The 24,154-nt window shown below is 71.9% G+C and carries 22 protein-coding genes; 12 read left to right on the top strand and 10 right to left on the bottom strand.

Annotated features, from left to right (window positions below):
* Positions 1–17: 17 nt before the first annotated feature.
* Positions 18–2,075 carry a diguanylate cyclase domain-containing protein gene (locus tag ACRAKI_RS07310; RefSeq protein WP_447006282.1) on the bottom strand — a complete coding sequence of 686 codons (2,058 nt, stop codon included), beginning with the start codon at positions 2,073–2,075 and terminating at the stop codon, positions 18–20.
* 89 nt (positions 2,076–2,164) lie between these two features.
* Positions 2,165–2,971 carry an SAM-dependent methyltransferase gene (locus ACRAKI_RS07315; RefSeq protein WP_447006283.1) on the bottom strand — a complete coding sequence of 269 codons (807 nt, stop codon included), beginning with the start codon at positions 2,969–2,971 and terminating at the stop codon, positions 2,165–2,167.
* A gap of 399 nt (positions 2,972–3,370) precedes the next feature.
* On the opposite strand from ACRAKI_RS07315, the gene ACRAKI_RS07320 reads away from it, so the two are divergent.
* The 3 genes from ACRAKI_RS07320 to crcB are packed head-to-tail and all read left to right on the top strand — an operon-like array spanning position 3,371 to position 4,600.
* Positions 3,371–3,808: a MarR family winged helix-turn-helix transcriptional regulator gene (locus ACRAKI_RS07320; protein WP_447006284.1), complete on the top strand. Its 438-nt coding sequence runs from the start codon at positions 3,371–3,373 to the stop codon at positions 3,806–3,808.
* Entirely contained in the window at positions 3,798–4,259 is a 462-nt protein-coding gene (locus tag ACRAKI_RS07325; RefSeq protein WP_447006285.1) for a fluoride efflux transporter FluC, read from the top strand. Before ACRAKI_RS07320 ends, ACRAKI_RS07325 begins: the two co-directional genes overlap by 11 nt.
* Positions 4,256–4,600, top strand: coding sequence for a fluoride efflux transporter CrcB (crcB, locus tag ACRAKI_RS07330; RefSeq protein ID WP_447006286.1), 345 nt, complete (start codon positions 4,256–4,258; stop codon positions 4,598–4,600). Before ACRAKI_RS07325 ends, crcB begins: the two co-directional genes overlap by 4 nt.
* A gap of 13 nt (positions 4,601–4,613) precedes the next feature.
* On the opposite strand, the gene ACRAKI_RS07335 is transcribed toward crcB, so the two are convergent.
* The gene (locus tag ACRAKI_RS07335) at positions 4,614–6,866 is read right to left on the bottom strand and encodes a HelD family protein (RefSeq protein WP_447006287.1); all 2,253 of its coding nucleotides are present in this window, start codon (positions 6,864–6,866) and stop codon (positions 4,614–4,616) included.
* A gap of 345 nt (positions 6,867–7,211) precedes the next feature.
* On the opposite strand from ACRAKI_RS07335, the gene ACRAKI_RS07340 reads away from it, so the two are divergent.
* From ACRAKI_RS07340 to ACRAKI_RS07355, 4 genes are all read left to right on the top strand, one after another.
* Positions 7,212–7,886, top strand: coding sequence for a hypothetical protein (locus ACRAKI_RS07340; RefSeq protein ID WP_447006288.1), 675 nt, complete (start codon positions 7,212–7,214; stop codon positions 7,884–7,886).
* A 105-nt stretch (positions 7,887–7,991) separates the two neighbouring features.
* On the top strand, positions 7,992–8,672 hold the full coding sequence (locus ACRAKI_RS07345; RefSeq protein ID WP_447006289.1) for a TetR/AcrR family transcriptional regulator: 681 nt from the start codon (positions 7,992–7,994) through the stop codon (positions 8,670–8,672).
* A gap of 76 nt (positions 8,673–8,748) precedes the next feature.
* Entirely contained in the window at positions 8,749–10,110 is a 1,362-nt protein-coding gene (locus ACRAKI_RS07350; RefSeq protein WP_447008356.1) for a dihydrolipoyl dehydrogenase family protein, read from the top strand.
* A gap of 169 nt (positions 10,111–10,279) precedes the next feature.
* Positions 10,280–10,651: a hypothetical protein gene (locus ACRAKI_RS07355; RefSeq protein ID WP_447006290.1), complete on the top strand. Its 372-nt coding sequence runs from the start codon at positions 10,280–10,282 to the stop codon at positions 10,649–10,651.
* A gap of 21 nt (positions 10,652–10,672) precedes the next feature.
* Here ACRAKI_RS07355 and ACRAKI_RS07360 read toward each other — a convergent pair whose 3' ends face one another.
* On the bottom strand, positions 10,673–11,920 hold the full coding sequence (locus ACRAKI_RS07360; RefSeq protein ID WP_447006291.1) for a hypothetical protein: 1,248 nt from the start codon (positions 11,918–11,920) through the stop codon (positions 10,673–10,675).
* A 152-nt stretch (positions 11,921–12,072) separates the two neighbouring features.
* On the opposite strand from ACRAKI_RS07360, the gene ACRAKI_RS07365 reads away from it, so the two are divergent.
* The 3 genes from ACRAKI_RS07365 (at position 12,073) to ACRAKI_RS07375 (ending at position 15,016) form a co-directional block, all read left to right on the top strand.
* Positions 12,073–13,515 carry a S8 family peptidase gene (locus ACRAKI_RS07365; protein ID WP_447006292.1) on the top strand — a complete coding sequence of 481 codons (1,443 nt, stop codon included), beginning with the start codon at positions 12,073–12,075 and terminating at the stop codon, positions 13,513–13,515.
* Positions 13,516–13,823: 308 nt separating this feature from the next.
* Positions 13,824–14,327, top strand: coding sequence for a DUF3145 domain-containing protein (locus ACRAKI_RS07370; RefSeq protein WP_123743506.1), 504 nt, complete (start codon positions 13,824–13,826; stop codon positions 14,325–14,327).
* 110 nt (positions 14,328–14,437) lie between these two features.
* On the top strand, positions 14,438–15,016 hold the full coding sequence (locus ACRAKI_RS07375; RefSeq protein WP_447006293.1) for a hypothetical protein: 579 nt from the start codon (positions 14,438–14,440) through the stop codon (positions 15,014–15,016).
* Between the two features lie 154 nt (positions 15,017–15,170).
* Here ACRAKI_RS07375 and ACRAKI_RS07380 read toward each other — a convergent pair whose 3' ends face one another.
* The 6 genes from ACRAKI_RS07380 to ACRAKI_RS07405 all read right to left on the bottom strand — a co-directional run bounded on the left by ACRAKI_RS07380 (position 15,171) and on the right by ACRAKI_RS07405 (position 21,422).
* Positions 15,171–16,598 (bottom strand): acyl-CoA carboxylase subunit beta, encoded by a 1,428-nt coding sequence (locus ACRAKI_RS07380; RefSeq protein ID WP_447006294.1) that lies wholly within the window; start codon positions 16,596–16,598, stop codon positions 15,171–15,173.
* Positions 16,599–16,622: 24 nt separating this feature from the next.
* Positions 16,623–17,858, bottom strand: a complete 1,236-nt coding sequence (locus ACRAKI_RS07385) for a beta-ketoacyl-[acyl-carrier-protein] synthase family protein (RefSeq protein ID WP_447006295.1) — start codon at positions 17,856–17,858, stop codon at positions 16,623–16,625.
* Positions 17,855–18,094: an acyl carrier protein gene (locus ACRAKI_RS07390; protein WP_053720023.1), complete on the bottom strand. Its 240-nt coding sequence runs from the start codon at positions 18,092–18,094 to the stop codon at positions 17,855–17,857. The genes ACRAKI_RS07385 and ACRAKI_RS07390 overlap by 4 nt, the downstream gene beginning before the upstream one ends.
* A gap of 61 nt (positions 18,095–18,155) precedes the next feature.
* Positions 18,156–19,118 carry a beta-ketoacyl-ACP synthase III gene (locus ACRAKI_RS07395; RefSeq protein WP_447008357.1) on the bottom strand — a complete coding sequence of 321 codons (963 nt, stop codon included), beginning with the start codon at positions 19,116–19,118 and terminating at the stop codon, positions 18,156–18,158.
* An 11-nt stretch (positions 19,119–19,129) separates the two neighbouring features.
* Positions 19,130–20,059 carry an ACP S-malonyltransferase gene (locus ACRAKI_RS07400; protein ID WP_447006296.1) on the bottom strand — a complete coding sequence of 310 codons (930 nt, stop codon included), beginning with the start codon at positions 20,057–20,059 and terminating at the stop codon, positions 19,130–19,132.
* A gap of 187 nt (positions 20,060–20,246) precedes the next feature.
* Positions 20,247–21,422, bottom strand: coding sequence for a PucR family transcriptional regulator (locus tag ACRAKI_RS07405; protein WP_447006297.1), 1,176 nt, complete (start codon positions 21,420–21,422; stop codon positions 20,247–20,249).
* A 118-nt stretch (positions 21,423–21,540) separates the two neighbouring features.
* Between ACRAKI_RS07405 and ACRAKI_RS07410 the strand changes: the two genes are divergently transcribed.
* Together ACRAKI_RS07410 and ACRAKI_RS07415 are read left to right on the top strand one after the other, a co-directional pair.
* Positions 21,541–23,052 (top strand): alpha/beta hydrolase, encoded by a 1,512-nt coding sequence (locus tag ACRAKI_RS07410; protein WP_447006298.1) that lies wholly within the window; start codon positions 21,541–21,543, stop codon positions 23,050–23,052.
* Positions 23,053–23,307: 255 nt separating this feature from the next.
* Entirely contained in the window at positions 23,308–24,096 is a 789-nt protein-coding gene (locus ACRAKI_RS07415; protein ID WP_447006299.1) for a mechanosensitive ion channel family protein, read from the top strand.
* Positions 24,097–24,154 lie beyond the last annotated feature (58 nt).

Below are 24,154 nucleotides of genomic sequence, written 5' to 3' on the forward strand. Positions count from 1 at the left end.
GTGCGTGGACGGAGGACTCACGGGGGTGGGAGGTCGTAGCCGGGCACGGCGGGGCCAAGGTGAGCGCCGAACGCGGCGTCCACCTCGACCCGGGCCCACCACGCCTCGTGGTCCGCCGTGGAGACGTCCGGCACCACCACGGACACCCCGGACGACCGGATCAGGCGCACCATCCGCGACATCGCCTCGTGCAGCAACGCCTCGGGCTGCTCGGCGAGCCGGCGCACCACCGACGCGTCCAGCACCAGCGAGTCCACCGGCAGCTCGCCGAGCAGCGACAGCTCCGCCTGCCCGCCGTTGAACCGGGTCAGCCCGACGGCGATCCCGTTGTCCCGCAACACCTGCGCGTTGTCCTCTCCCGCGCCTTCGAGCATCGACCTGGTGTCCAGGAATATCCGCAGCCGCGACGCGGGCAGCCCGGTGTCGTCCAGCGTCCGCTTCACCGTGCGGACCAGGTCCTCGTCGCGCGACTGCATCGGCGACAGCTCGAAGTACAGCAGGCCGGGGGAGCCCGACGAGGCCACGTCGCCCGCTGCCTCACGCAGCGCCCACTGGCCGAGCGCCAGGGACACCCCCGTCGCCTCGGCCAGGTCCAGGCAGTCGTCGTGCCCCAGTTCGTCCCAACGCAGCCGGGCCACGTGCCCGAGCACCTGCCGCCCGGTCAGGTCCAGCACCGGCTGGTACTCGACCTCCACCTCGCCGTCGGCCACCGCGCCCGGCATCCGCGCGGCCCGCGACTGGCGCTCCCGGAACGCCTGGTCGGCGTGCCGGTCGTACGGCAGCCACTGCCGCTTGCCCTTCGCCTTGGCCCGCTGGAGGGTCGCGCCGGCCGCGCGCAGCACGTCCGCCGCGTCCGAACCGGCGGGCGGCCGGTCCACCACGCCGATGCTGACCGACAGCGCCACGCCGTCGTCCATCGGCTGCTCCACCGCCGCGGCGATCCGCTCCACCATCTCGGGCACGGTCGGCGTGGCCGGCGAGTTGTCGATCAGGATGGCGAACTCGTCGCCGCCCACCCGTGCGACCAACGCCTGTTCGTCCGCCACCAGGGCGTCGAGCCGGCGGCCCACCTCGGTCAGCAGCCGGTCGCCGACCGCGTGGCCGAGACCGTTGTTCACCACCGAGAAGGCGTCCAGGTCGAGGCAGTAGAGCGTGATCCCGTGGCGCGACGCGCTGTGCACCGACTCCAGCCGGGTGATGAAGCGCTGCCGGTTGGACAGGCCGGTGAGCGAGTCGTGCAGCAGCTGGAAGTCCAGGTTCTTCTGCAACAGGTGCAGTTCGCTGACGTCCTCGACCATGGTCACGTGGTACGCGGGCGCGCCGTCCTCGTCACGCAGCAACGACACCGCCAGGTGCGCCCACACCGGCTCGCCGTCCTCGCGCAGCAGCCGCCGCTGCTCGCGCACCCGCTCCACCCGGCCCTCGCCCACCGCCCGGTAGGTGGCCACCATGGCGTCCACGTCGGCCGGGTGGAACAGCTCGATCAGCCGCAGACCGGCCAGGGCGCCCCGGTCCAGGCCGGTCATCTCGGCCAGTGCCTCGTTCGCCCGCACGCACTCGCCGCGCAGGTTCGTGATCGCGATGCCGAACGCGGACGAGTCGAACACCTCGCTGAACCGGGCCTCGCTCGCCTTCAGCCCCCGTTCGGTCCGGAGCTTCGCCTCCAGCAGCGCCCGCTTGATCTCTTCCTGCTGGTCGAACGCGTCCAGCCGCATCGCCGTGGCGAAGCTGGTGCTGACGCTGCCCAGGATGGCGACGACCTTCTCCGCCAACCTCGGCACGTCCTGCAGCTCGGGGATGAACAGCAGGGTGTGCCCGAGGACGTCCACCGTGCGGCGCAGCGTCTCCGGCCCGGTGAAGTGCGCCTCGACCAGCCGGTCGCCGACCACCTCGACCGGGTCGATGGCGAACGGCTCGGCCTGGATCGCGTCGGCGATGACGTCCACGAGGTCGAGCAGGAACAGCTCGATCTCGGTCGGCGACATAGGCACGTACGCGGTCGGGTAGACCGCCCGCATCCAGGTGCGCGCGATTTCCTGCCGCCGGGTCCTGACCGGTGGCGCCTTCCCGCTCACGTCCCGCGGCTCACTTCTCGGCGCTCACTTCCGGCGCTCACTCCTGCGCGCTCATCCCCGAGGCTCACTTCCGGCGGCTCACTTCCGGTTCACTTCTTCCGGCCGACCCCGGCGAAGATCCCGGCCCGGTCCACGTCCTCGTCGACGGCGCCCTCCTCGGGGCGCCACAGCGGCAGCGGGACGACCCCGGGCTCGACCAGGTCGAAGCCGTCGAAGAATGCGGTGATCTCGGCGTGGCCGCGCGGGAACATCGGGTTCGCGCTGTTCCGCATCACCGCGACGACCCCGGCCATCTCCTCCGGCTGAAGGTCCGCGGTGAACTGGGACAGCGCCAGGTAGCTGCCCGGCACGACGGCGTCCCGGTACGCGGCGACCACGCCCGCCGGATCGCGTTCCGGCGGCACGAAGTGGAAGACCCCGACGGTGAGCACGCCGACCGGCTCGCTGAAGTCGATCAGACCCGTCTCGCGGACGCCGGCGAGCACCGCGTCCGGGTCGGTCATGTCCTGCTGGAGGACGGTCGACCGGTCGTCGTCCTCCAGGAGCATCCGGCTGTGCGCGACCGCGACGTCCTCGTAGTCCACGTACACGACGCGGGACCCGGGCGCGGCCTTCTGCGCGATCTCGTGCACGTTGCCGACGGTCGGGATGCCGGAACCCAGGTCCAGGAACTGCCGCACGCCCGCGTCGACCAGGTGCAGCACGGCCCGGCGCAGGAACGCGCGGTTGAGCCGGGCGATGGTGCGGGCGTTGGGCTGGGCGAGGAGGAACTTCTCCGCCAGCGCGCGGTCGGCGGCGAAGTTGTGGCCGCCGCCCAGCAGGTAGTCGTAGATCCGTGCGGCGCTGGGCAGCCCGGTGTCGACGTCGTTCGGGACCCAGCTCAGCTGTTCCGCCACCGCATCCTCACCCGTTGTGTGCAATGCCCGAGGGTTCGGCCCCCGTGGGGCGAGGTTACTGATGTGGATCGCCGAAGGGGCAGGGGGTCGAGCCGCTTGCCCCTGATCGGCGTACACACGGTGAGGAATGCGATCACGGTCGGTGTCCCGGATGCCCACCCTCGGTCCCCACTGCGCAGGGACGAACAGCGGCAGTGCCACCCCGAACGCGGTGCCGAGCGCGCGGGCGAGGGTCACCGCGTCACCACCCGATCCGGCGTCACCCGTGGAGGGCACCGAGGATGGTGGCCGGCCTGCGGCATCGCCGCGCCCACGCCCGCACCGAGCCGGTGCCACCACCACCTCGTCGCGGCGGACTGTCTCGGCCTCCGATGTATTACCACCCAGTACCATTCGCGCATGTCAGACGAGGCACGCTCGCTCACCGACGTGGTCACGAGGCTCCGCCGGGCGTTGCGCACGAGCATCCGTTCGGAATGGCCGTGGGACGCCCTCCCGATGGCGCAGGTGGAGCTGCTCCAGACGCTCGCCGAGCGTCCGCCGATGCGCGTGGGCGACCTCGCGGCGGAACTGCGGCTCGCGCCCAACACGGTCAGCGGCCTCGTCGGTCAGCTGATCGAGAGCGGTCTGGTGGAACGGGGCGGCGACCCGAGCGACCGCCGCGTGGCCCGGCTCTCGGTGACCCCGCAGGGACATGAGCAGCTGGCCGTCTGGCAGGCCGCGCACGAGACGCGCATCGGTTCGGCGCTGGACAAGCTCGACCCGGCGGAACGCGCCGACGTGGTCCGCGCGCTGGCCGCCTTGGACCACCTGGTGGACCACCTGCGTGCCCACTGATCCGGCGGACCCCCAGCACGAGCCGGATCACGGGCACCCGGATCAGGCGCACGACCAGCCGGTCGACCCGGGCGTCTCGCTCGACGTCCCGGCGCAACGCCGTGAGCTCGGCCCGGCGGTGCCGGCCGTCATCGCGCTGGGCGGCGGTCTCGGTGGTCTGGCCCGGTACGGGCTGTCCGCCGCCGTTCCCGGCCCGTGGGGTCTGCTCCTGGTCAACGTGCTGGGGAGCGCGCTGATCGGCGTGCTGATGGTGCTGGCGCCCCGGCTGCACCCGCTGGCCCGGCCGTTCCTGGGGGTCGGCGTGCTGGGCGGGTTCACCACGTTCTCGGCGTACGCGCTGGACGCCGTGCACCTGGGCGCGACGGCCTTCGTCTACCTGTTCGGGACCTTGTTCCTGGCGCTGGGCGCCACCTTCGCCGCCATGGCGCTGACCAGGAAGGCGCTCCCGTGACGGCGCTGCTCGTGTTCGTGGGCGCGGCCATCGGCGCTCCGCTGCGCTACCTGGCCGACCGCGTCGTCCAGTCCTGGCACCCGACCCGGTTCCCGTTCGGCACGGTGACGGTGAACGTCGTCGGCTCGTTCGCGCTCGGCTGCGTGACCGGCGCGTCACCGCACCTGGTCGCGTTCCTGGGCACCGGCCTGTGCGGCGCCCTGACGACCTACAGCACGTTCAGCTTCGAGACCGTCCGCCTGGCCGAGGACGGCGCGTACCGGCAAGCGTTTGCGAACGTCGCCACCTCCCTCGCCGCCGGCGTAGCCGCCGCCTACCTCGGCTACGCCCTCACCCACTGACGGCAGGACGCCCTCACCCGTCCGACGCCAGCCTCCCCAGGACCGCCGGCAACTCGCCGGTGTGGACGACGCCGAGCCGTTGCGTGGCACGGGTCAGCGCCACGTACAGGTCGCTCGCACCGCGCGGTGACTCGGCGAGGATGCCCGCCGGGTCGACCACGAGCACCGAGTCGAACTCCAGGCCCTTCGCGTCCGTCACGCCCAGCACCACGACCTGCGCGTCGAGGTCGTTCGACGCGCCCGGCACGGCGGCGCGCAGCGACGCCACCGACGCCGACGGCACGATCACCGCCAGCTTGCCGTCCCCGACCGCGGAGACCTCCTTGTCGACCACAGAAGGCAGCGCCTCGGCCAGCGACGGCACCCGCAGGCTCCACGGCTCGAACCCGCTGTCCCGCACCGACGTCGGCGGCACCAGGTCCGGGTCGACCGAGGCCAGCACGTCCGCCGCCACCGCCATGATCTCCGACGGCGTCCGGTAGTTCACCGTCAACTCCGTGAGCTTCCAGCGGTTCATCACGTACGGGGACAGCACCTCGGCCCAGGACGACGCGCCCGCGATGTCGCCGGTCTGCGCGATGTCGCCGACCACGGTCATCGACTTGGACGGGCACCGCCGCATCAACGTCCGCCACGCCATCGGGGACAGCTCCTGCGCCTCGTCCACGATGATGTGCCCGAACGTCCACGTCCGGTCCGCCGCCGCCCGCTCGGCCGCCGTCTCGTAGCGCTCCGCGCCGTGCCGCTCGGCCAGCTTGTAGGCGTCGACCAGGTCGGTCGCCATCAGGATGTCCGGGTCGGCGTCGTCCTCCAGGTCGAGGATGTCCAGCACGCCCTGCGCGTAGTCGATCGCCTGCCGCCGCTGCCGCTCGGCCCTCGCCTTGGCCTCGGTGTCGTCCTCGCCGAGCAGCTCCGCCGCCTCGTCCAGCAGCGGCACGTCGGCGGGCGTCCACTCGGAGCCTCGTGGACGGGCCAGCAGCGCGCGTTCGTCGGGGGAGAGCTTCGGAGTGGCCTTGGCGATCAGCTTCGGCGACGCGTAGAGGTCTTCGAGGAGCTGCTGAGGGGTGAGGTTGGGCCACAGCTTCGCGATCGCGGCCTGGACACCCGGGTCCTCCCGCAGCTCGCGCCGGATGTCGTCGATGTCCGCCTGGTCCAGCAGGTGCCGACCGAGCCGGGACACGGCCTGCGACGCCAGCGTGGAGATGATCTCGCGCTGGAACGTCCGCCGCGCCTCGTTGTGCGGACGCCTGGTGCGCCGCGCCCGGCCGCGCGCGTCGGTGATGGCCCGCCGGTCCAGCCGCAGCACGTCCTGCTCGAACGGGACCTCGACCAGCCCCGGCGCCTCCTGCCGGTCCCGGATCGCGTGCGCCACCACGTCCGCCATGCTGATCCGGCCCTTCAGCGCGGCCACCTCGGCGGGCTCGCGGCCGACCGCCGTCATGCCGGGGAACAGCTCGCCCACGGTCGACAGCAGCACGCCCGTCTCACCCAGCGAGGGCAGCACCTGCCCGATGTACCGCAGGAACGTCGCGTTCGGCCCGACCACCAGCACGCCGCGCTTCGCCAGCTGCCGCCGGTGCGTGTAGAGGAGGTACGCGGCGCGGTGCAGCGCCACGGCCGTCTTGCCCGTGCCCGGACCGCCCTGCACGACGACCACGCCGTTCAGCTCGGTGCGGATGATCTTGTCCTGCTCGGCCTGGATGGTCGCGACGATGTCGCCCATCTGGCCGGTGCGGCTCGCGTTCACCGCGGCCAGCAATGTGGCCTCGCCGGTCAGGCCCTCGGAAGGGCGGTCGAGGTCCACCGAGCTGATGTCCAGCAGCTCGTCGTCGAAGCCGACGACCTTGCGCTGCTTGGTCCGCAGGTGCCTGCGCCGGCGCACGCCGTCCGGCGCGGCGGCGGTGGCCAGGTAGAACGGGCGGGCGGCGGGCGCGCGCCAGTCCATCAGCAGCGGTTCGTAGTCCTTGTCCTCGTCGAACAAGCCGATCCGGCCGATGTAGAACCGGTCGTCGGTGTGGAAGTCGAGCCGGCCGAAGCACAACCCGTTCTCCACCGCGCTGTACTGCGCCAGCTGGTCCGAGTACATCGCGACCGACGTGTCCCGCTCGGACCGCATCTGGTGTGTTCCACCGGTTTGCCGCAACGCCCCGGCCAGGCGCTTCGAGCTCTGCTCGCGCAGGTCGTCCAGCCTGCCGTACAGCATCGACACGTATTCCTGCTCCGACTCGGTTTCCGCGAGCCGGAGGTCATCGGAGGGGCTTGACAACGTGCCTCATTTCTGGATAGCGTGGTTTATCAGCCTGTGTCGCATTGCGGCTGACAGTTTTCTGCGGGCTGACAGTCCTGCGCCCGTCATGCGCAGAACGTCTAATCTACTACACGTCTTCGCCCTGGTGCGCGAAAGCCGTAGCCGAGCGCTGTCCGCCGGCCCCGACGGATCGACCCGCGGTTGGTAGCACCTTGCGCACGCTCGGCAGCGCTGCGTGATCGGCGCAGTCGACCCGCCCCACCTGCACGCCCGGTGAGCACCGGATCACCCGATGAGCGGCTGTCTCCGGGCACGCGGGTGAAACCGGTCGACGTCGGCCGATCACCCGGCACCCTGGGCAGGGTGAGGGAGAAGCGCCGGGAGCTGGCCCGGCTGTGCCGCGTCGTGGTCGACCGGCCCCGGTGGGAGCTGGCGTTCGCGGTGGTCGTGTCCGCCTGGTCGCTGGTGTGGGTGGGGAGCCAGGTGTTCGGCGGGCCGAGCCCGCTGGAAGTGCTGCCGGTGCGGTGGGCGGGATTGCCCACCGGGTGGCTGGACGCGACGGGCGCCTGGTTCGCCGGCCGCACCGGGTTCCTCGCCGTGGCGGGCGGCCTCCTGTGGGCGATGACGAGCGCGCGGCGGCAGGCGTCGGCGTTGTTCGGCTGGCTCGCCGTGATGGCGGCGGCCCAGGACGTCGGCTACGTCGCGGTCCGGTGGGCGCTGCTCACCTTCGTGGTGCACCTCGCGGTGATGGGACTGGTGTCGATCACGGGCCGGCGGGCGTTCGTGGTGGACCGGATTGCCGTGATTCCACGGGACGTGGCACAGGCCGGTGCCACTGCGGCGGCGTTGTCGGCGGTTGTTCCCCTGCTCGCGCCGGGCCTGGCGCTCGCCCGACTGGTCGCCCCCTACGTGACTCGGCCACCCCGCCCCCGGGCCGGAGCGCCGATCGTCCGCGTCCCCTCCGCCGAACGGGTCCACCCGGTCGGCACACCCGGTGAAGTGCTGAAACCGGTGCCCGCGCAGCGCGGGTCGAGGTGAACCGGGTCGATTTCGGCATCGCCGGATGGCGGCGGATGGTTTTGTCGCCTAACAATTGGCCACGGAAGTCGAGGGAACCTCACATCACATTCCGGAATCGTCTGTTTGGGCTTACCGGTCCGTATCCATCAAGATGAGCCCGTGCCAGAAAATCCCGCCGAAAACCGCTTAGCCAAGGTGATGCGTCGTCAGCCCGTTCAGCAGCGCGGCGCCGCCACGGTGACCGCGATTGTCGATGCCTGCGCGACGCTGCTCAACGACTACGACTACGACGACATCACCACAGCCCGGATCGTCGAGCTGGCAGGCGTGCCAATTGGATCGTTCTACCAATACTTCCCGGACAAGCGTTCTGTCGTGCACGCGTTGGCGTTGCGCGGCATGGAGGACTACCTGTCCCGGGTCGAATCGCTGTTCACGGAGGGTCGGCTCGCCACGGACTGGCGGGAAGCGGTGCAGCAGGTCGTCGCCATCTACCTGCGGATGCTCGTCGAGATACCCGGTTTCGGGCGGGTCAGGTTCAGCGACATGCTCGACGGCCACCGGCTCGACGCGTCGGTCGACCAGTACGAGTTGATGGCCGAGCGGTTGCGCGACCTGTTCGTCGGTCGCTTCGCGGTGCGCGGCGCCGCGCCGATCTCGTTGACATTCCGGATGGCGGCCCAGACCGCCGACGCGATGTTCAAGCTGGCCGAAAGGGTCGAGCCGGACGAGCGCCCGGTGGTGCTCCGCACCGCCGATCAGGTGATCATGAAAATGTTGTCCGGGGTCTTCGACCCGGCCTAGGCGGGGTCCGACGGCGTCTGATGTTGCCGCCGAGGTCCGGGTGGTGTGGGGTGGACCGGTGAGCGACGACTTCGACGTGATCGTGATCGGCGGCGGGCCGGTGGGTGAGAACGCCGCCGCCCGGACCGCCGCCGGCGGACTCCGCACCGCGCTGGTGGAAGCCGAACGCGTCGGCGGTGAGTGTTTGTACTGGGCCTGCATGCCGAGCAAGGCGTTGCTGCGCCCCGGTCACGCGCTCGCCGCCGCCCGCCGGCTGCCCGGCGTGCCGGTCGGTGACCGGCTGGACCCGGCGGAGGTGTTGAAGCGCCGCAACGGCTTCACCTCCGACTGGGACGACTCGGGCCAGGTCGAGTGGGCCGAGGGCGCGGGGCTGACCGTGGTCCGCGGCCGTGGCCGGCTGGCGGGGGAGCGGCGGGTCGAGGTCGACGGCCGGGTGCTGACCGCCGCGAAGGCGGTCGTCGTGTGCACCGGCAGCGTGCCGCGGGTCCCGTCGCTCCCCGGCCTGTCGGACGTGCCCTACTGGACGTCCCGCGAGGCGACCTCGGCGCAGGAGGTGCCCACGTCGTTGGTGGTGCTCGGCGGCGGCGTGGTCGGCGTCGAGATGGCGCAGGCGTGGGCCAGGCTCGGCTCGGAGGTCACGCTGGTGGTCTCCGGCGAACGGCCGTTGCCCAGGTTCGAGGCCTTCGCGGGCGACCTGGTCGCCGAGGGCCTGCGCGAGGACGGCGTCCGGGTCGTCACCGGTGTCAGGGCGACCGGTGTGTCCACTTCGGACGGCGGCGTGTCGTTGCGGCTGTCCGACGACTCGTCGGTGTCCGGCGCGCACCTGCTCATCGCGACCGGGCGCCGGCCCGCCACCTCGGACCTCGGCGTCGAGCAGTTCGGCTTCACCGCGGGCGAGGTGCTGGAGGTCGACGACACCGGCCGGGTGTCCGGAGTGGACTGGCTGTACGCGGCGGGCGACGTCACGGGCCGCGCGCTGCTCACCCACCAGGGCAAGTACGCCGCGCGGGCGGTCGGGACGGCGATCGTCACCGGCGCGACCAACCCGGAACCGTGGACCGCGCCGGTCGCCACGGCCGACCACACCGCCGTGCCACAGGTCGTCTTCACCGACCCGGAAGTGGCGTCGGTGGGCTGGTCCGAGGCGCAGGCGCGAGAGGCCGGGCTGGACATCCGGGTGATCGACCTGGACATCGCCGTGGCAGGGTCGTCCCTGCACGCGGACGGGTACCGGGGCAAGGCCCGGATGATCGTGGACGAGCGCAAGCGCACGCTGGTCGGGGTCACGTTCGCCGGTCCGGACGTCGCCGAGCTGGTCCACGCGGCCACCATCGCGATCGTCGGCGAGGTCACCGTGGACCGGTTGTGGCACGCGGTGCCGGCGTACCCGACGATCAGCGAGGTCTGGTTGCGGCTGTTGGAGGCGTACGGGTTGTAGCGCACACGGGTGGTGGGCGTGGGACTTCGCCCGACCCTGTCGACACACTGACGCTGCGTACACGATTGAGCGGTATAGCGTGCCTGCGATCGCCCGAGTGCCGTACAAACGCTGCGGCCATAAAGCGTCTGAACCGAAAAGTGCGGTTCCAGCTCATTACACTGCGGGTGTGACCAGGGGAACTGTGGCAGTCGCGATGGGCGCGGTGCTCTGGTGCGCCTTCGTCATCGCGACCACGTTCCTGCCGGGCGGACCTTCGTGGCCGCCGACCGCGGTGTACCTGCCGGGGTTCCTGGTTATCCCGGTCGTGCTCTCCACGTTGTTGCGCGCGCGTTCCCACGCCTTGTTCTGCCTGGCCCACGTGCCGAGATCGGTGATGTTCACCGGTTTCGCCATCGCGGTCGGCGGGTGGATGTTCTCGTTCGGCCTGATCACCGGCAAACCGGGCACCGAAACGCTGGTCGCGGTGGCCGGGCTGGTGATCGTGCTGCACGTCGCGTTCGGGTTGATCGGCGTCGGCATGGCGCGCACCGGGCGCTGAGCACCGCGTCACCCCTGGGCGTCACCCCTGGGCAGCGGGCAGCCGCAAGCCCTGCTCGGCGATCTCCACCAGCTCCGGCGCGGCCGGATCCGGTTCGCCTTCCGCCCACACCACCTGCGTGATCCGCAGCAGCGCGCCCTTCACCGAGACCCGGATCACCGACCGGTCGAACGACTTCGGCCCGCCGGGCCACCCCTTGCCGTCCTGGACCAACGGCTTGACGCCGCCCGAGCCCGCCGTCGACGCGATCGCGTGCAGCTCGCCGGCGCGCGTCGCGTCCGGCAGGCTGAGCTCGGCGATCGCCACGCCGACCTCGCGGCCGTCCACCGCTGTCTCGTACTGGGCGCGCCTCAGCTGCATGCACATGTGCCCGGACAGCCACGCCCGCACGTCGCCGAACGCGTGCCCGGCGCAGTCCTCGGTGCGGTCCGCGCCGCGGGGCGAGAAGTTCCGGCCGTCCACGACGACCGTCGTCGGCTGCGGTGAAGGAGGGGTGGAGGCCGCGCTGTCCGCCGTGTTGCCCGACGACAGCGACGCGATCAGGGCGATGACCAGCAGCACGCCGACGACCGCACCGGCCACGTAGGGCACCAGCTTGCGCCGGGTCGGGGCCACCGCGATCTTCGGCAGCAGCATCGTGCTGGCCGACGCCAGGTCGGCCGCCGCGTCGGAGAAACCCTCGGCGATCAGCGCCCGCCGGTCGGGCGGCGAGCCGGTCGGCGCCAGCACCGCGACCAGCTTGGCGGCGTGGTCGGCCGTGCAGGGCCGGTCGCTGGTGGCCAGTTCGCGCGCGGCGGCGAGCAGCGTGGTCGGCTTGGGGTGCAGGACGCGCACGCCCCGGTTGAGGTCCACGGTCGGCTGCACGACCTGGCCGACGTACGGGCCGACGGCCACCACGGTCGTCACCGGCAGCGGCTCGCCGCGCATGTCCTGGATCCGGCGGCCGACGGCGGTGCTGGCCTCCAGCGCCTCGGCGGCGGGGCTCATCGCGCCGTCGGGACGGGTCAGCGGCCAGCCGTCGATCTTCCACTGCCCGTTCAGCGGCGCCTCCAGCCGCACGGCCGGGTCGGGCAGGTCCACGCCCACGACGACGAGCACACCCCGTGGCAGCACGATGACCGCGTCCAGGACGCGGGGGCAGTCCGGCGGACGCACCCCGAGCAGCGCGACGCCGCCCAGCACGGCGTCGCCCACACCCCACGTGCTCAACGCGGCGCGCACGTCAGCGCCCACTTCGGACGGCTCGCTCCCGAGTCGGATCAGCCGCACAACACCACACCGTTCCACACGGTCGGACACGGTAGCGCCGTTGGCAGCCGGGTCGTCGGGCGCATCGGGGGAGACGACGTCGCGTGACACCCATCACCTGGACGGCCGTGGCTCGTTGGTCGGTCGTCCAACCCCGCATCGGAGGTCCGACAGTGAAGCGCAACGCCGCCCTGCTCGCGGCGGGAACGCTGGCGCTGTCCGTCGCGGTCGTCCCGTCCGCCTCGGCCGGTCTGCTCGCCCCCGTCTCGACGTTGCCCGCCAGTCAGCTGTCCGGCGGTGCCGCCGGCACCGTCTTCGTCCACGGCACCGATCTCGCCGCCGCCGAACGCGCCGTGCGCGGGTCCGGCCTGAGCCGCATCACCAGCTTCGACCGCATCGGCGTGGTCGCCGCCCGCGGCACCGCCGCGCAGATCACCGCCGCCCGTGCCGCCGCCGGCGTGACGTACGTCGAGGCGAACCGGCCGATCGAGTTCACCGGCTCCACGTCCCACACCGCCACCCGCGGGCTCGAAGCGCGCCGGACCCTGACCGGCCCGAACGGCCAGGCGCTCGACGGCAGCGGCGTCACCGTCGCGGTGATCGACTCCGGGGTCGACCCGACGCACCCGGCGTTCCGGCAGCCGAACGGCCAGACCAAGATCGTCCGCAACCTCAAGAGCGTCTGCCTGGACGAGGCGAACCCCGGCACCGGCTGCATCCTCGACGTGCCGACCACCGTGGACACCGACCTGCTCGCGGTCGGCGGCCACGGCACGCACGTCACCGGCATCGCGGTCGGCGGCGACACCACGCTGACCGACGGGACGGTGGTGCGGGGCGCGGCTCCCGGCGCGAAGGCCGTGGTGATCTCCACCGGCGCGGTGCTGTTCATCATCGGCGCGGACGCGGCGCTGAACTGGGTGCTGGAGAACCACCGGGCTCCTTGCGGCGCGGGCGTCCCGGCGTCGGTGTGCCCGCCGATCAAGGCGATCAACAACTCGTACGGCCCGTCCGGCGGCGGCGCGTTCGACCCGAACTCGACCACGGTCAAGCTCCAGCGCGCGTTGGCGGCCGAGGGCGTCGTGACGGTGTGGGCCAACGGCAACGACGGCGGCGACGGCAGCGCGAACCTGTCCAACCCGCCCGGCCAGGACCCGACGCCCGGCGTGCTGTCCGTGGCGTCGTACCACGACCTGGGCACCGGCACCCGGGACGGCGCGGTGTCGGAGTTCTCGTCGCGCGGCCTCGCGACGGACTCCTCGACGTGGCCGGACATCTCCGCGCCGGGCGAGGACATCACCTCGGCTTGCCGGCCGTACCTGGTGATCTGCGCGACCGGGCTGCAGCCGCAGCACGGGCCGGGCCTGCTCGACCTCGGCACCTTCAACACGATCAGCGGCACGTCGATGGCCGCGCCGCACGTCACCGGCATCGTGGCGCAGCTGTTCCAGGCGAACCCGTCCGCCACTCCCGCGCAGGTCGAGGCGGCGCTGAAGTCGACGGCGCACAAGTACGGGTCCGGCTACCGGGCCGTCGGACCCCACACCTCCAGCCACGACAGGGGAACGGGCCTGGTCGACGTCGTCGCCGCGGCCCGCGTGCTCGGCGCAGCCTGATCAGCGCGGCTCGATCTGCCCGGCTTGATCTGCCGGTCTTGATCTGCCGGTCTTGATCAACCACCGATCACATCACCGTGTCCGGGCGATCCCGGAAAGTGACCTCGCGGCCCGCACCCGGGCCGCGAGGTCGTCGTTTTAGGGTCGAAAGTCCTGTATCCGACCCGCCCGGGTGAGGAACGCGATGGTTCTTATGGCGGACCGCAGCCGTAGCGGGCAGAATGACCAAGTCGGGAATTCACAAGATCGTCCGCTCCATCGACAGGCCGTAGGGGAAGACGTCCCTCGTCGAGTAGCGGAGGTCAGCTGTGAGCACCCGTGGCAGCAGCAGTGGCGTGGTCTACGTCCACTCGTCGCCGTCTGCGGTCTGTCCGCACGTCGAGTGGGCGATCTCGGGCACCCTCGGTGAGCGAGCGGACCTCAAGTGGGCGGCGCAGCCCGCGGCGCCCGGACAGTTGCGCGCCGAATGCAACTGGACCGGCGATGCCGGCACCGGGGCCAGACTCGTGTCCGCCCTCAGGGCGTGGCCGATGCTCAGGTTCGAGGTGACGGAAGACCCGAGTCCGGGAGTGGACGGCGTGCGGTACTGCTTCGCGCCCGTGCTGGGCCTGTGGCATGCGCGCACCAGCGCCAACGGTGACATCGTCGTGTCCGAAGACCAACTCCGAGCCCTGGCCGCCCGCAGCAGGGGCGGCGAGTCGTTCGCGCACGGCGTGGACGAGATCCTGGGCGCGGCGTGGGACGACGCCCTGGAACCGTTCCGGCGCGCGGGTGATGGCGCACCCGTCACCTGGTTGCACCGCGTCGGCTGAGCCGGTCGACGGCGCCCGGCCGTCGTGCTGTTCTCCGTCCGGAGGTCACCGGGGTCCGGAGGTCACCGGGTTTCGCTTCACGCGCACGGTCGCTGTGGCACGCTCGTGCTGTGTCCGCACGTCTGCTGCTGCCCGTCGTGCTCGTGGTCGCCACCGCCACGGCCGGTGTCGGTGTGCTCGCGCGCGAGGTGTACCAGCGGCCCGTGCAGGCGCAGGGCGACCAGATCGCGGTGCCGAGTTCCGGGCCGTCCAGCCGCGTGCCGCGCAGTGCCCAGCCGGGCAGCGGCACCGTGCAGCTGAGCATCGACGCGTCGCAGCACCCGGACGGCCAACGCGTGCGTGAAGTGCTCCAGCAGTTCTTCGACGCGATCAACGACCACGACTACGACGAGTGGGCCAAGACCGTGACGGCGCACCGGGTGAGCCAGACACCGAAGTCCCGCTGGGTGTCGGACTACGAGAGCTCGCAGGACGGCTCGATCCTGGTGCACCGAGTCGAGTCCGTCTCGCCGACCAGGCTGCGCGTGCTCATGACGTTCACCAGCACCCAGGACGTGGCCAAGGCGCCGGCCGAACTCCAGGCCGACTGCATCAACTGGCGCGTCGTCTACCCGCTGCAGGAGGAACGCGGTGGCCTCCGCGTGGACCTGGGCACCGAAGGCTCGACCTCCCAGTTCGCCCCCTGCTGACGACCCGCGAGTCCTCCACTCGGACACCGCGAGTCGTCCGCTCGGGCACCGCGAAAGCCCCGGTCGGGCACCGCGACATGCGCGGTGGGGTCGCCCCCCGACGGAACGACCCCACCGCGGTGCGGCGGAGCTGGGGCCGGTCGAGCCGGCAGGGTTACAGGGGGATGTTGCCGTGCGCGCCGCGGCCGGCGGGGGCGGCGGCCAGTGCCTGGGCCAGCTTGCGGCGGGTCCGGGTCGGCTCGACGACCTCGTCCACCACGCCGATCGCGATCGCGCGCTCCACGCCACCGGCGATGCGCTCGTGCTCCTCGACGAGCGAAGCGTGCAACGCCTCCCGCTCCTCGTCCGGCACGGCCGCCAGCTTCTTGCGGTGCAGGATGCCGACGGCGGCCTTGGCGCCCATCACGGCCACCTCCGCGATCGGCCACGCGAACACCGCCGTCGCGCCCAACGAACGCGAGTTCATCGCGATGTACGCGCCGCCGTACGACTTCCGCGTCACCAGCGTCACCCGCGGCACCACGGCCTCACCGAACGCGTGCAGCAGCTTCGCGCCGCGCCGGACCACGCCGTCCCACTCCTGGCCGACGCCCGGCAGGTACCCCGGCACGTCCACCAGCACCAGCAGCGGCACGCCGAACGCGTCGCACATCCGGACGAACCGCGCCGCCTTCTCCGCCGACAGCGAGTCCAGGCACCCGCCCTTGCGGATCGGGTTGTTCGCGATCACGCCGACCGTCCGACCGCCGAGCCGGCCGAGGCCGACCACGATGTTCGGCGCCCACTTCGCCTGCAACTCCTCGAACGAGTCCGCGTCGAGGATCGCGGCGACCAGCGGCTTCACGTCGTACGCCCGCTGCGGCTGTTCCGGCAGCAACGCCCGCAGGTCGTCGCCGTCCGGCACCGAGTGCAGGTCGAACACCCCCGGCTGGGCGAACAGCCCGGTGATCCGGCGCGCCCGCTGGTAGGCGTCCGGCTCGTCCGAGGCGATCACGTGCACCACACCGGACTTCCGCCCGTGCGCCTCCGCGCCGCCCAGTCCGTCCATGTCGATCTGCTCGCCGGTCACCGACCGGACCACGTCCGGCCCGGTCACGAAGACCTTGCCGGCCGGAGCCATGATCACCACGTCGGTCAGCGCCGGCCCGTACGCCCCGCCGCCGGCCGCCGGCCCGACCACCACGGAGATCTGCGGCACCCGGCCGGACGCCCGGATCATCGCGGCGAACATCTGGCCCATGCCGTCCAGCGACTCCACGCCCTCCGGCAGCCGCGCGCCGCCGGAGTGCCAGACGCCGATCACCGGGGTGCGCTCGCGCACCGCGATGTCGATCGCCTCCACGATGTGCCGACAACCCTCGGACCCGAGCGCCCCGCCCATCCGCGTGGCGTCACTGCAGTAGGCCACGACCTTCGCGCCGTTGACGCGCCCCCGCACGGCGTACATGCCGCTGCCGTCACGGGGCCGCAACGGCGCGATCGAACCGGGGTCCAGCAGTTGCGCGAGCCGGACCTCCGGGTCGCGCGGGTCGAGTGCGGCATCCGCCTCCGGGTTCGCCGGGCGGGACGCAAGAGCGGTCATCGCGAAGCTCCTCGTAGACGTCTGTCAGGCCTGGGTGAACACGAGCGAGACGTTGTGCCCGCCGAACCCGAAGGAGTTGTTCACCGCGGCCACCAGGTCGATCTTGCGCGGCTCACCGGTGACGACTTCCAGGTGCACCTTCGGGTCCTGGTCCACCAGGTTCAGCGTCGGCGGCACGATGCCGTCGCGGACCGACAGCAGCGTGGTGATCGCCTCCACCGCGCCCGATGCGCCCAGCAGGTGGCCGTGGTTGCCCTTGGGCGCGGTCAGCACCGGGTGGTCGCCGATCGCCCGCTGCACCGCCTTCGGCTCGATCACGTCGCCCACCTGAGTGGACGTCGCGTGGCAGTTGACGTGGCCGACGTCGGCCTTGTCCACGCCCGCGACCTGGATCGCCTTCGTGATGGCCCGCGACTGGCCGATGCCGTCGGGGTCCGCCGCGGTGATGTGGTGGCCGTCGGAGCTGGTGCCGATGCCCGCGAGCTTGCCGTAGATCCGCGCGCCGCGGGCACGGGCGAACTCCTCGCGCTCCAGCACCATGATCCCGGCGCCCTCGCCGAGCACGAACCCGTCCCGGTTCACGTCGAACGGGCGCGACGCGGCTTCCGGGTCGTCGTTGCGGGTGCTCATGGTCCGGGCCTGGATGAAGCCCGCCATGGTGATGGTGGTGATGCACGCTTCCGCGCCACCGGCCACGACCACGTCCGCCTCGCCCGACTTCAGCATCCGGAACGCCCAGGCCAGCGCCTCGGCGCCGGACGCGCACGCCGACACCGGCGCGTGCACGCCCGCGCGTGCCTTCAGGTCCAGGCCGACGTGCGCGGCCGGGCCGTTGGGCATGAGCATCGGCACGGTCAGCGGCGAGACCTTCCGCAGCCCGGCGGTCTCGATCAGGTCGTCCTGCTCCAGCAGCGTCATCGCGCCGCCGATGCCGGTGCCGACGATCACGCCCAGCCGTTCGGGGTCGACGCCGTCGTCGCCGAGCCCCGAGTCCGCCCACGCCTGGCGGGCGGCCACCACCGCGACCTGCTCGCAGCGGTCCAGCCGGCGCGCCTCGACGCGGGGCAGCACCTCGGTCGGCTCGACCGCGAGCCGCGCGGCGATCCGCACGGGCAGCTCGAACCGCTCCGCGAACCCGCCGATCAGCGACTTCACACCGCTGCGGCCGGCCAGGAGCGCATCCCAGGTGGAGGCGACATCGCCACCGAGCGGGGTGGTTGCACCCAGCCCGGTGACGACGACGTCGTTGTTACTGGTCATGCGTTGCTGGCGATGTAGTTGACCGCATCCCCCACGGTCTTGAGGTTGGCCAGCTCGTCGTCCGGGATCTTCACGCCGAACTTGTCCTCGGCCTGCACGGCGATCTCCACCATGGACAGCGAGTCGATGTCCAGATCGTCCACAAAGGACTTATCGGCCGTCACGTCGGCCGCCTCGACACCGGCGACCTCCTCGACGATCTCGGCGAGCCCCTTCTGGATGTCCTCGTTGCTCACTGAAAATCCCTTCCTTCTTGCTTCGCCGGCTGGTTGGTCCCACCGGAGTCTGGATGTGCGGTCATGGCAGTCGGACGACCTGGCCCGCGTAGGACAGGCCCGCTCCGAAACCGACGAGCAGCGCCACGTCACCGCTGCGCACCTCACCCGCCGCGCGCATGTGGTCCAGCGCGAGCGGGATGGAAGCGGACGAGGTGTTGCCGGAGTCCACGATGTCACGCGCGATCACGAGGTCTTCGCGGGCTCCCTTGGCGCGCAGGCGCTTCGCGATGGCCTCGATGATCCGCAGGTTCGCCTGGTGCGGCACGAAGACGTCCACATCGGACACCTCGATGCCGGCCAGCTCGATCGCCTGCAGCGCGATCGGCGCGATCTTGGTGGTGGCCCAGCGGAAGACCGCCTGGCCCTCCTGGAAGATGAACGACTCGCGGTCGGAGATCCGGATCATGTCGGCCAGCTCGCCCGCGCTGCCCCAGGCCACCGGGCCGATGCCCGGCTCGTCGGACGGACCGACGACCGCCGCGCCCGCGCCGTCCGCGAAGATGATCGCGGTGGACCGGTCGCCCTGGTCCACCCAGTCGGTCAGCTTCTCCGCGCCGATCACCAGGACGTGCTTCGCGGTGCCCGCGCGGACCATGTCGGACGCGGTGCCCAGGGCGTAGCAGAAGCCCGCGCACGCGGCGTTCAGGTCGAACGCCGGCGAGCCCGTGACCCCGATCCGGTCGGAGACCTGCGCCGCCGCGTTCGGGATCTGGGTCGGCATGGTGCAGGTGGCCACGATGACCGCGCCGATGTCCGACGGGGCGAGCCCGGCGTCGGCGACCGCCTTCGCGCCCGCCTCGGCGGCCATGTCGACCAGCAGCTCGTCCGGCTTGGCCACCCGGCGGTTCGCGATGCCGACCCGGTCCCGGATCCACTCGTCCGAGGTGTCCATGCGGAGGCTGAGGTCGTGGTTGCTGACGATCGTCTCGGGCTGGTAGCTGCCCAGGCCGAGGATGCGGGTGCCGGCCGGGCCGGCGGGCATCGAGAACGTGGTCACCCGGTCACCTCTGCCCCGGTGAGCAGGTCGACGACCCGGTCCAGCTCGTCGGGGGTCTTGAGGGCCAAGGTGGGGGTGCCCTTCAGCTCGCGTTTGGCCAGGCCGGTCAGCGCGCCGGCGGGCGGCAGCTCGACCAGCGCGGTCACGCCGTTCGCGGCCAGGGTCGCCTGGCAGGCGTCCCAGTGCACGGGGCTGGTCACCTGCGAGATCAGCCGGCTCAGCACCTCGGCGCCGTCGGTCACCACAGCGCCGTCGGCGTTGGACAGCAGCGGCAGCGCCGGGTCCTTCACCGCGATCCCGGTGGCACGGGCGCGCAGCGCCTCCTGGGCGGGCGCCATGTACTCGGTGTGGAACGCGCCGGCGACCTTGAGCGCGCGGACCTTCGCGCCGGGCGGCGGCTCGGCGACCAGCTTCTCCAGCGCGTCCAGCGGACCGGCGGCCACGATCTGGCGCGCGCCGTTGAGGTTCGCGCCGACCAGGCCCAGCTGCTCCAGGTGGGCCAGCACCTCGTCCTGCTCGCCGAGGAGCACCGCCGCCATGCCGGTCGCCGTCAGCGCGCACGCGGCGGCCATCTCGGCGCCGCGCACGGCGGCCAGCGCGACCGCGTCGTCGGTGCTCATGACGCCCGCGATGGCGGCGGCGGCCAGTTCGCCGACGGAGTGGCCGGCGATGATCGTGTCGGCGGGCAGCTCGACCCGGCGGCGCAGCTCCTCGTAGGCGAGCAGGGCGAGCGCGACGACCAGCGGCTGGGTCACCGAGGTGTCCTGGATCTCGTCCGCGTCGGCGGTCGTGCCGAGCCGGACGAGGTCGAGGCCGGTCGCCTCGGACCACGCGCCGACGCGCTCGGCGGCCCCCTCGAGTTCGAGCCAGGGGGCGAGCATGCCGGGTGTCTGGGACCCCTGTCCGGGGGCGAGGAGCGCGATCACCCGCTCACTGAACACTCTTCCGGCCGTGTCCGGTGATGCTGTCACGGACGAAACCAACGACCAGTGTTTGTAGGGTGTCTACAAATGTGACTCTGAGATGAACGTAGAACGACGTCAGGTGTTGTCGAACTCGGCCCAAACCGGACATGCGTCGTCCGTCACACCCCGTCGAGCGTCCCTCGTCAGGTCACCAAAGACCGCGGGCGCGGGCCAGCCGCCCCACGGACAGTGCGATGCGCAACACCAGAGCGTCACGGGGATCGTTGGCGTTCCTCCCGGTGAGCTCGGTCGCCCGCTTCAACCGGTAGCGGACCGTGTTCGGGTGCACGAACAGCTTCCGCGCGCACGCCTCCAGCACGCCCCCGACTTCCAGGAACGCGTCCACCGTCTCCAGCATCGAGCCGCCGGCGTCCTCCAGCGGACGGGCCACCCGGTCCACCAGCTGCCACTCGGCCTCCGGGTCACCGGCGAGCGCGCGCTCCGGCAGCAGGTCGAGCGACCGCACCGGGCGCGGCGCGGCGGGCCACCCGACCACCGCGCGCAGCCCGGACAACGCGTCGCTGGCGCTGCGGTGCGCCTCGGCCAGGCTCATCACGGTCGGACCGGCCACCACCGGGCCGGGTCCGAACGCGTCCGAGATCCGGACCAGCGACTCGCCGCGCTCCGTCTCGCCGCTCAGCACCACCACGAGCCGCGAACCCTGGACGCTCAGCAGCACCGGCCGGCTGATCCGGGCCGCCCTGCTGCGCACCTCGAACACCACGGCCGGCGGGTCGTCCGACGGCGGGTTGCCCACCAGCACGGTCGCCTCCGCCGCCGGGTCCCAGCCCAGCGCGGTGGCCCGGGACAACAACGACTCCTCCGCGTCGCCGCGGACGATCCCGTCCACGACCAACGCCTCCAGCCGGGCGTCCCACGCGCCGCGAGCCTCGGCCGCCGCCGCGTACGAGGTGGCCGCGGAGAACGCGATCTCCCGGCCGTAGCGCAGCACTCCTTCGCTCAGCAGCGCGCGCTCGGCCTCGTTCTCGGCCAGCTGCGGGAGCTGCCGTTCGAACAGCTCCAGCGCGATCCGCACCAGCTCCACGGTCTGCCGCAGGCTCACCCACCGCGAGATGTCCTTGGGCGCGGAGCGGAACGCCTCGGCGGTCAGCCGGATCGCCTGCTGCGGATCGTCCAGCCAGGACACGAAGCCGGCGACCCCGTTCTGGATCAGCAGCAGCACGCCCGCGCGCTGGTCGGCGGGCATCCGCCGGAACCACGGCAGGCGTTCCTCCATCTCGGCCACGCTCGCCGCGGCCAGGTCGCCCGACGCCCGTCGCAGCGTTCGCAAGGTGGCCCGCGAGAGCGCGGCTGAGCTGGTCATACCCCAACGATCGCATGGGCCGGGAGGGGCGACACCAACGAGTGACACAGCCTGACGCTCCGCGCCGGCCGCCTTACGGTCGGTGGCAATCGGACCAGCTCTTCGTGGAGGGGTGCTCGTGCGCAGGTACATGTCAGTCGGCCTGGCGGTGACCGCGGTGCTGGCGACGGGGATGACACCGTCGTGGAGCTCGTCGCGCGATGATCCGCTCGCCGAGTTCCACGGCCAGCAGCTCACCTGGTCGCCGTGTCGGGAGAACCTGGAGTGCGCGGAACTGGTCCTGCCGCTGGACTACACCCGGCCCGGGGCCGACCGGATCTCGTTGGCCGTCAGCCGGAAGCAGGCGACCGACCAGGAGCGCCGGCGCGGCGTCCTGGTGCTCAACCCCGGCGGGCCGGGCGGGTCGGGCCTGGACATGCCGTCGTTCCTGGCCCACACGAAAGCCGCGGAGGTGTACGACCTGATCGGCTTCGACCCGCGCGGCGTCGGCGGGTCGACCGCGCTGACGTGCCGCACGGTGCCGGAGTTCGCCACGCTGGACTCCCGACCGGCTGATTCAGAGTTCCCGAAGTGGGCCGCCGAGGCACGGGCCGCCGAGGACGCCTGCCACCGCGCGGCCGGTGGCATCCGGCCGTTCATCAACTCGGCGAACACCGCGCGGGACCTCGACGTGGTGCGCGCGGCGCTGGGCGAGGAGAAGCTGAACTACCTGGGCTACTCCTACGGTACGTACCTGGGCGCGGTGTACGGCAGCCTGTTCCCGAACCGGCTGAACCGCAGCGTGCTCGACTCGTCCGTGCACCCGGAGTGGGTCTGGCGCGAGCAGTTCCGGGCGCAGGGGGTGGCGATCCGGCGCAACGTCGAGGCGTGGGCCGCGTGGGCCGCGCAGCACCACGACCGGTTCGAGCTCGGCGCGACCGCCGACGAGGTGATGACGACCGTCGAGGGCGTCGCGGCCACGCTCGCGGCCACACCGGTGGAGGGCCAGGACCGGACCAGGTTCGACGCCATGGTCGGCGTCGGCAGCCGCTACCGTCCACTGTGGTCCGACCTGGCCGACTCGGTGGTGAAGCTGGGGGCCGGGAAGGCCTCCCCGTCGGGCGCGTTGCTGGCGCGGGCGGCGCGGGACGACCTGGTGTCCGGTGTGTTCAACACGGTGACGTGCGAGGTCGACTGGCCGACCGACCTGGCGGTGTACTACGAGGACATGCGGGTCTTCCGGGACCGCTACCCGTACGGGTACGGCGTCCTCCGCGCGGCGCCGACCACCTGCGCGTTCCGCACGTTCACCCCGCCGGAGCCGGCCGTGTCGCTCAAGCGGGCCGGGTACCCGGTCGGGCTGATCGTGCAGGCGGAGGGCGACACCCAGACGCAGTACGAGAGCGGCCCGGCGATGGCCACCCGGCTCGGGCACAACCTGATCACCGTGCGGGACGAGGGCAAGCACGGCATCTACGGCCGCGGCAACGTGTGCGTGGACAAGGCCGTCGACCGGTACCTGGTGTACGGCGTGCTGCCGGCCAGCAGCTCGAACTGCCCCGGCGACCCGAGGCCGGACGCGGCGCGGGAACCGTCGGCCCAGTACGTGCAGGCGTACCTGGACGGCCGGGTCCTCTCCGCCCGTTCCTGATCCGCCCGCGATCGGAAACGCGCGATCCCCGGCGCGCGATCCCCGACGCGAAAGGCGCTCACGCGAAAACGCCCGGCGCGAGAATCCCGCGCCGGGCGTTTCCCTCTCCCCGGTCCCCACCGGTGATTCCACTCTGGACTGTCCGGGCGCGAACCGCCACGTCAGTCACCCTTTCGTGCCACCACTTCAGGTTGCCGGGTGATGCGCACTGGGAAACGATCTCCACCACAAGCGAAAATGCCAAGGAGGGTCGTCGTGGGTACCCAGATCACCGAAGGACTCGGACAGGCGTGGGCGATGGTGGCCACGTTCGTGCCGAAGCTCCTCGGCTTCCTGCTGGTTCTGTTCATCGGCTGGCTGATCGCCAAGGCACTGGCCAAGGCCGTCGGCTTCCTCCTGAAGCGGGTCGGTTTCGGCCGCCTCGTCGAGCGCTCCGGCCTCGGTGGCGACAAGTCCCCGATCGACGCCTCCGGTGTGATCGTGAAGATCGTCTACTACTTCGTGCTGCTGATCGCCCTGCAGCTCGCGTTCGGCGTGTTCGGCACCGGCAACGCGGTGAGCGTCCTGCTCAACGACGTCATCGCCTACCTGCCGCGGATCGTCGTGGCGATCATCCTCGTGCTCGTCGCCGCGGCCATCGGCAAGGCGCTGAAGGGCCTGGTGAGCGGCGCCCTGGGCGACCGCCCGTACACGAAGATCCTGGGCAACATCACGTACGGCTTCATCGTCGCGCTCGGTGTCATCGCGGCGCTGAACCAGCTCGGCATCGCCGTCGCGGTGACCATGCCGGTGCTGATCGCGGTGCTGGCGACGGTCGCCGGCGTGATCATCATCGGTGTCGGCGGCGGCCTGGTCCGGCCGATGCAGCAGCGCTGGGAGGGCTGGCTCAACAAGATCCAGGAGGAGTCGGCGCACATCGCCCCGACGCCGCGGCGCGAGCAGGAGCCCGTGACGGCCGGCGCCGGCCGCGCCTCGGCGCGTGCCGGGCAGGTCCCGCAGACCCCGCCCGCCGGGATGGCGAAACCGCCGGCCGAAGGCCGCTGACCCCGGTTCGGCCGGGCGCGGCCCAGCCCGCCTCGCACACACCTGACGACGCCCCGAA

The sequence above is a fragment of the Saccharothrix isguenensis genome, assembly GCF_052936305.1.

What these genes read in the sequence shown, in the direction of transcription:
- ACRAKI_RS07405 (WP_447006297.1), bottom strand. Translation starts at nt 21,422, where the DNA reads ATGACCAGCTCAGCCGCGCTCTCGCGGGCCACCTTGCGAACGCTGCGA.
- ACRAKI_RS07395 (WP_447008357.1), bottom strand. Translation starts at nt 19,118, where the DNA reads ATGCCCGCCGGCCCGGCCGGCACCCGCATCCTCGGCCTGGGCAGCTAC.
- ACRAKI_RS07385 (WP_447006295.1), bottom strand. Translation starts at nt 17,858, where the DNA reads ATGACCAGTAACAACGACGTCGTCGTCACCGGGCTGGGTGCAACCACC.
- ACRAKI_RS07320 (WP_447006284.1), top strand. Translation starts at nt 3,371, where the DNA reads ATGTCAGACGAGGCACGCTCGCTCACCGACGTGGTCACGAGGCTCCGC.
- ACRAKI_RS07380 (WP_447006294.1), bottom strand. Translation starts at nt 16,598, where the DNA reads ATGACCGCTCTTGCGTCCCGCCCGGCGAACCCGGAGGCGGATGCCGCA.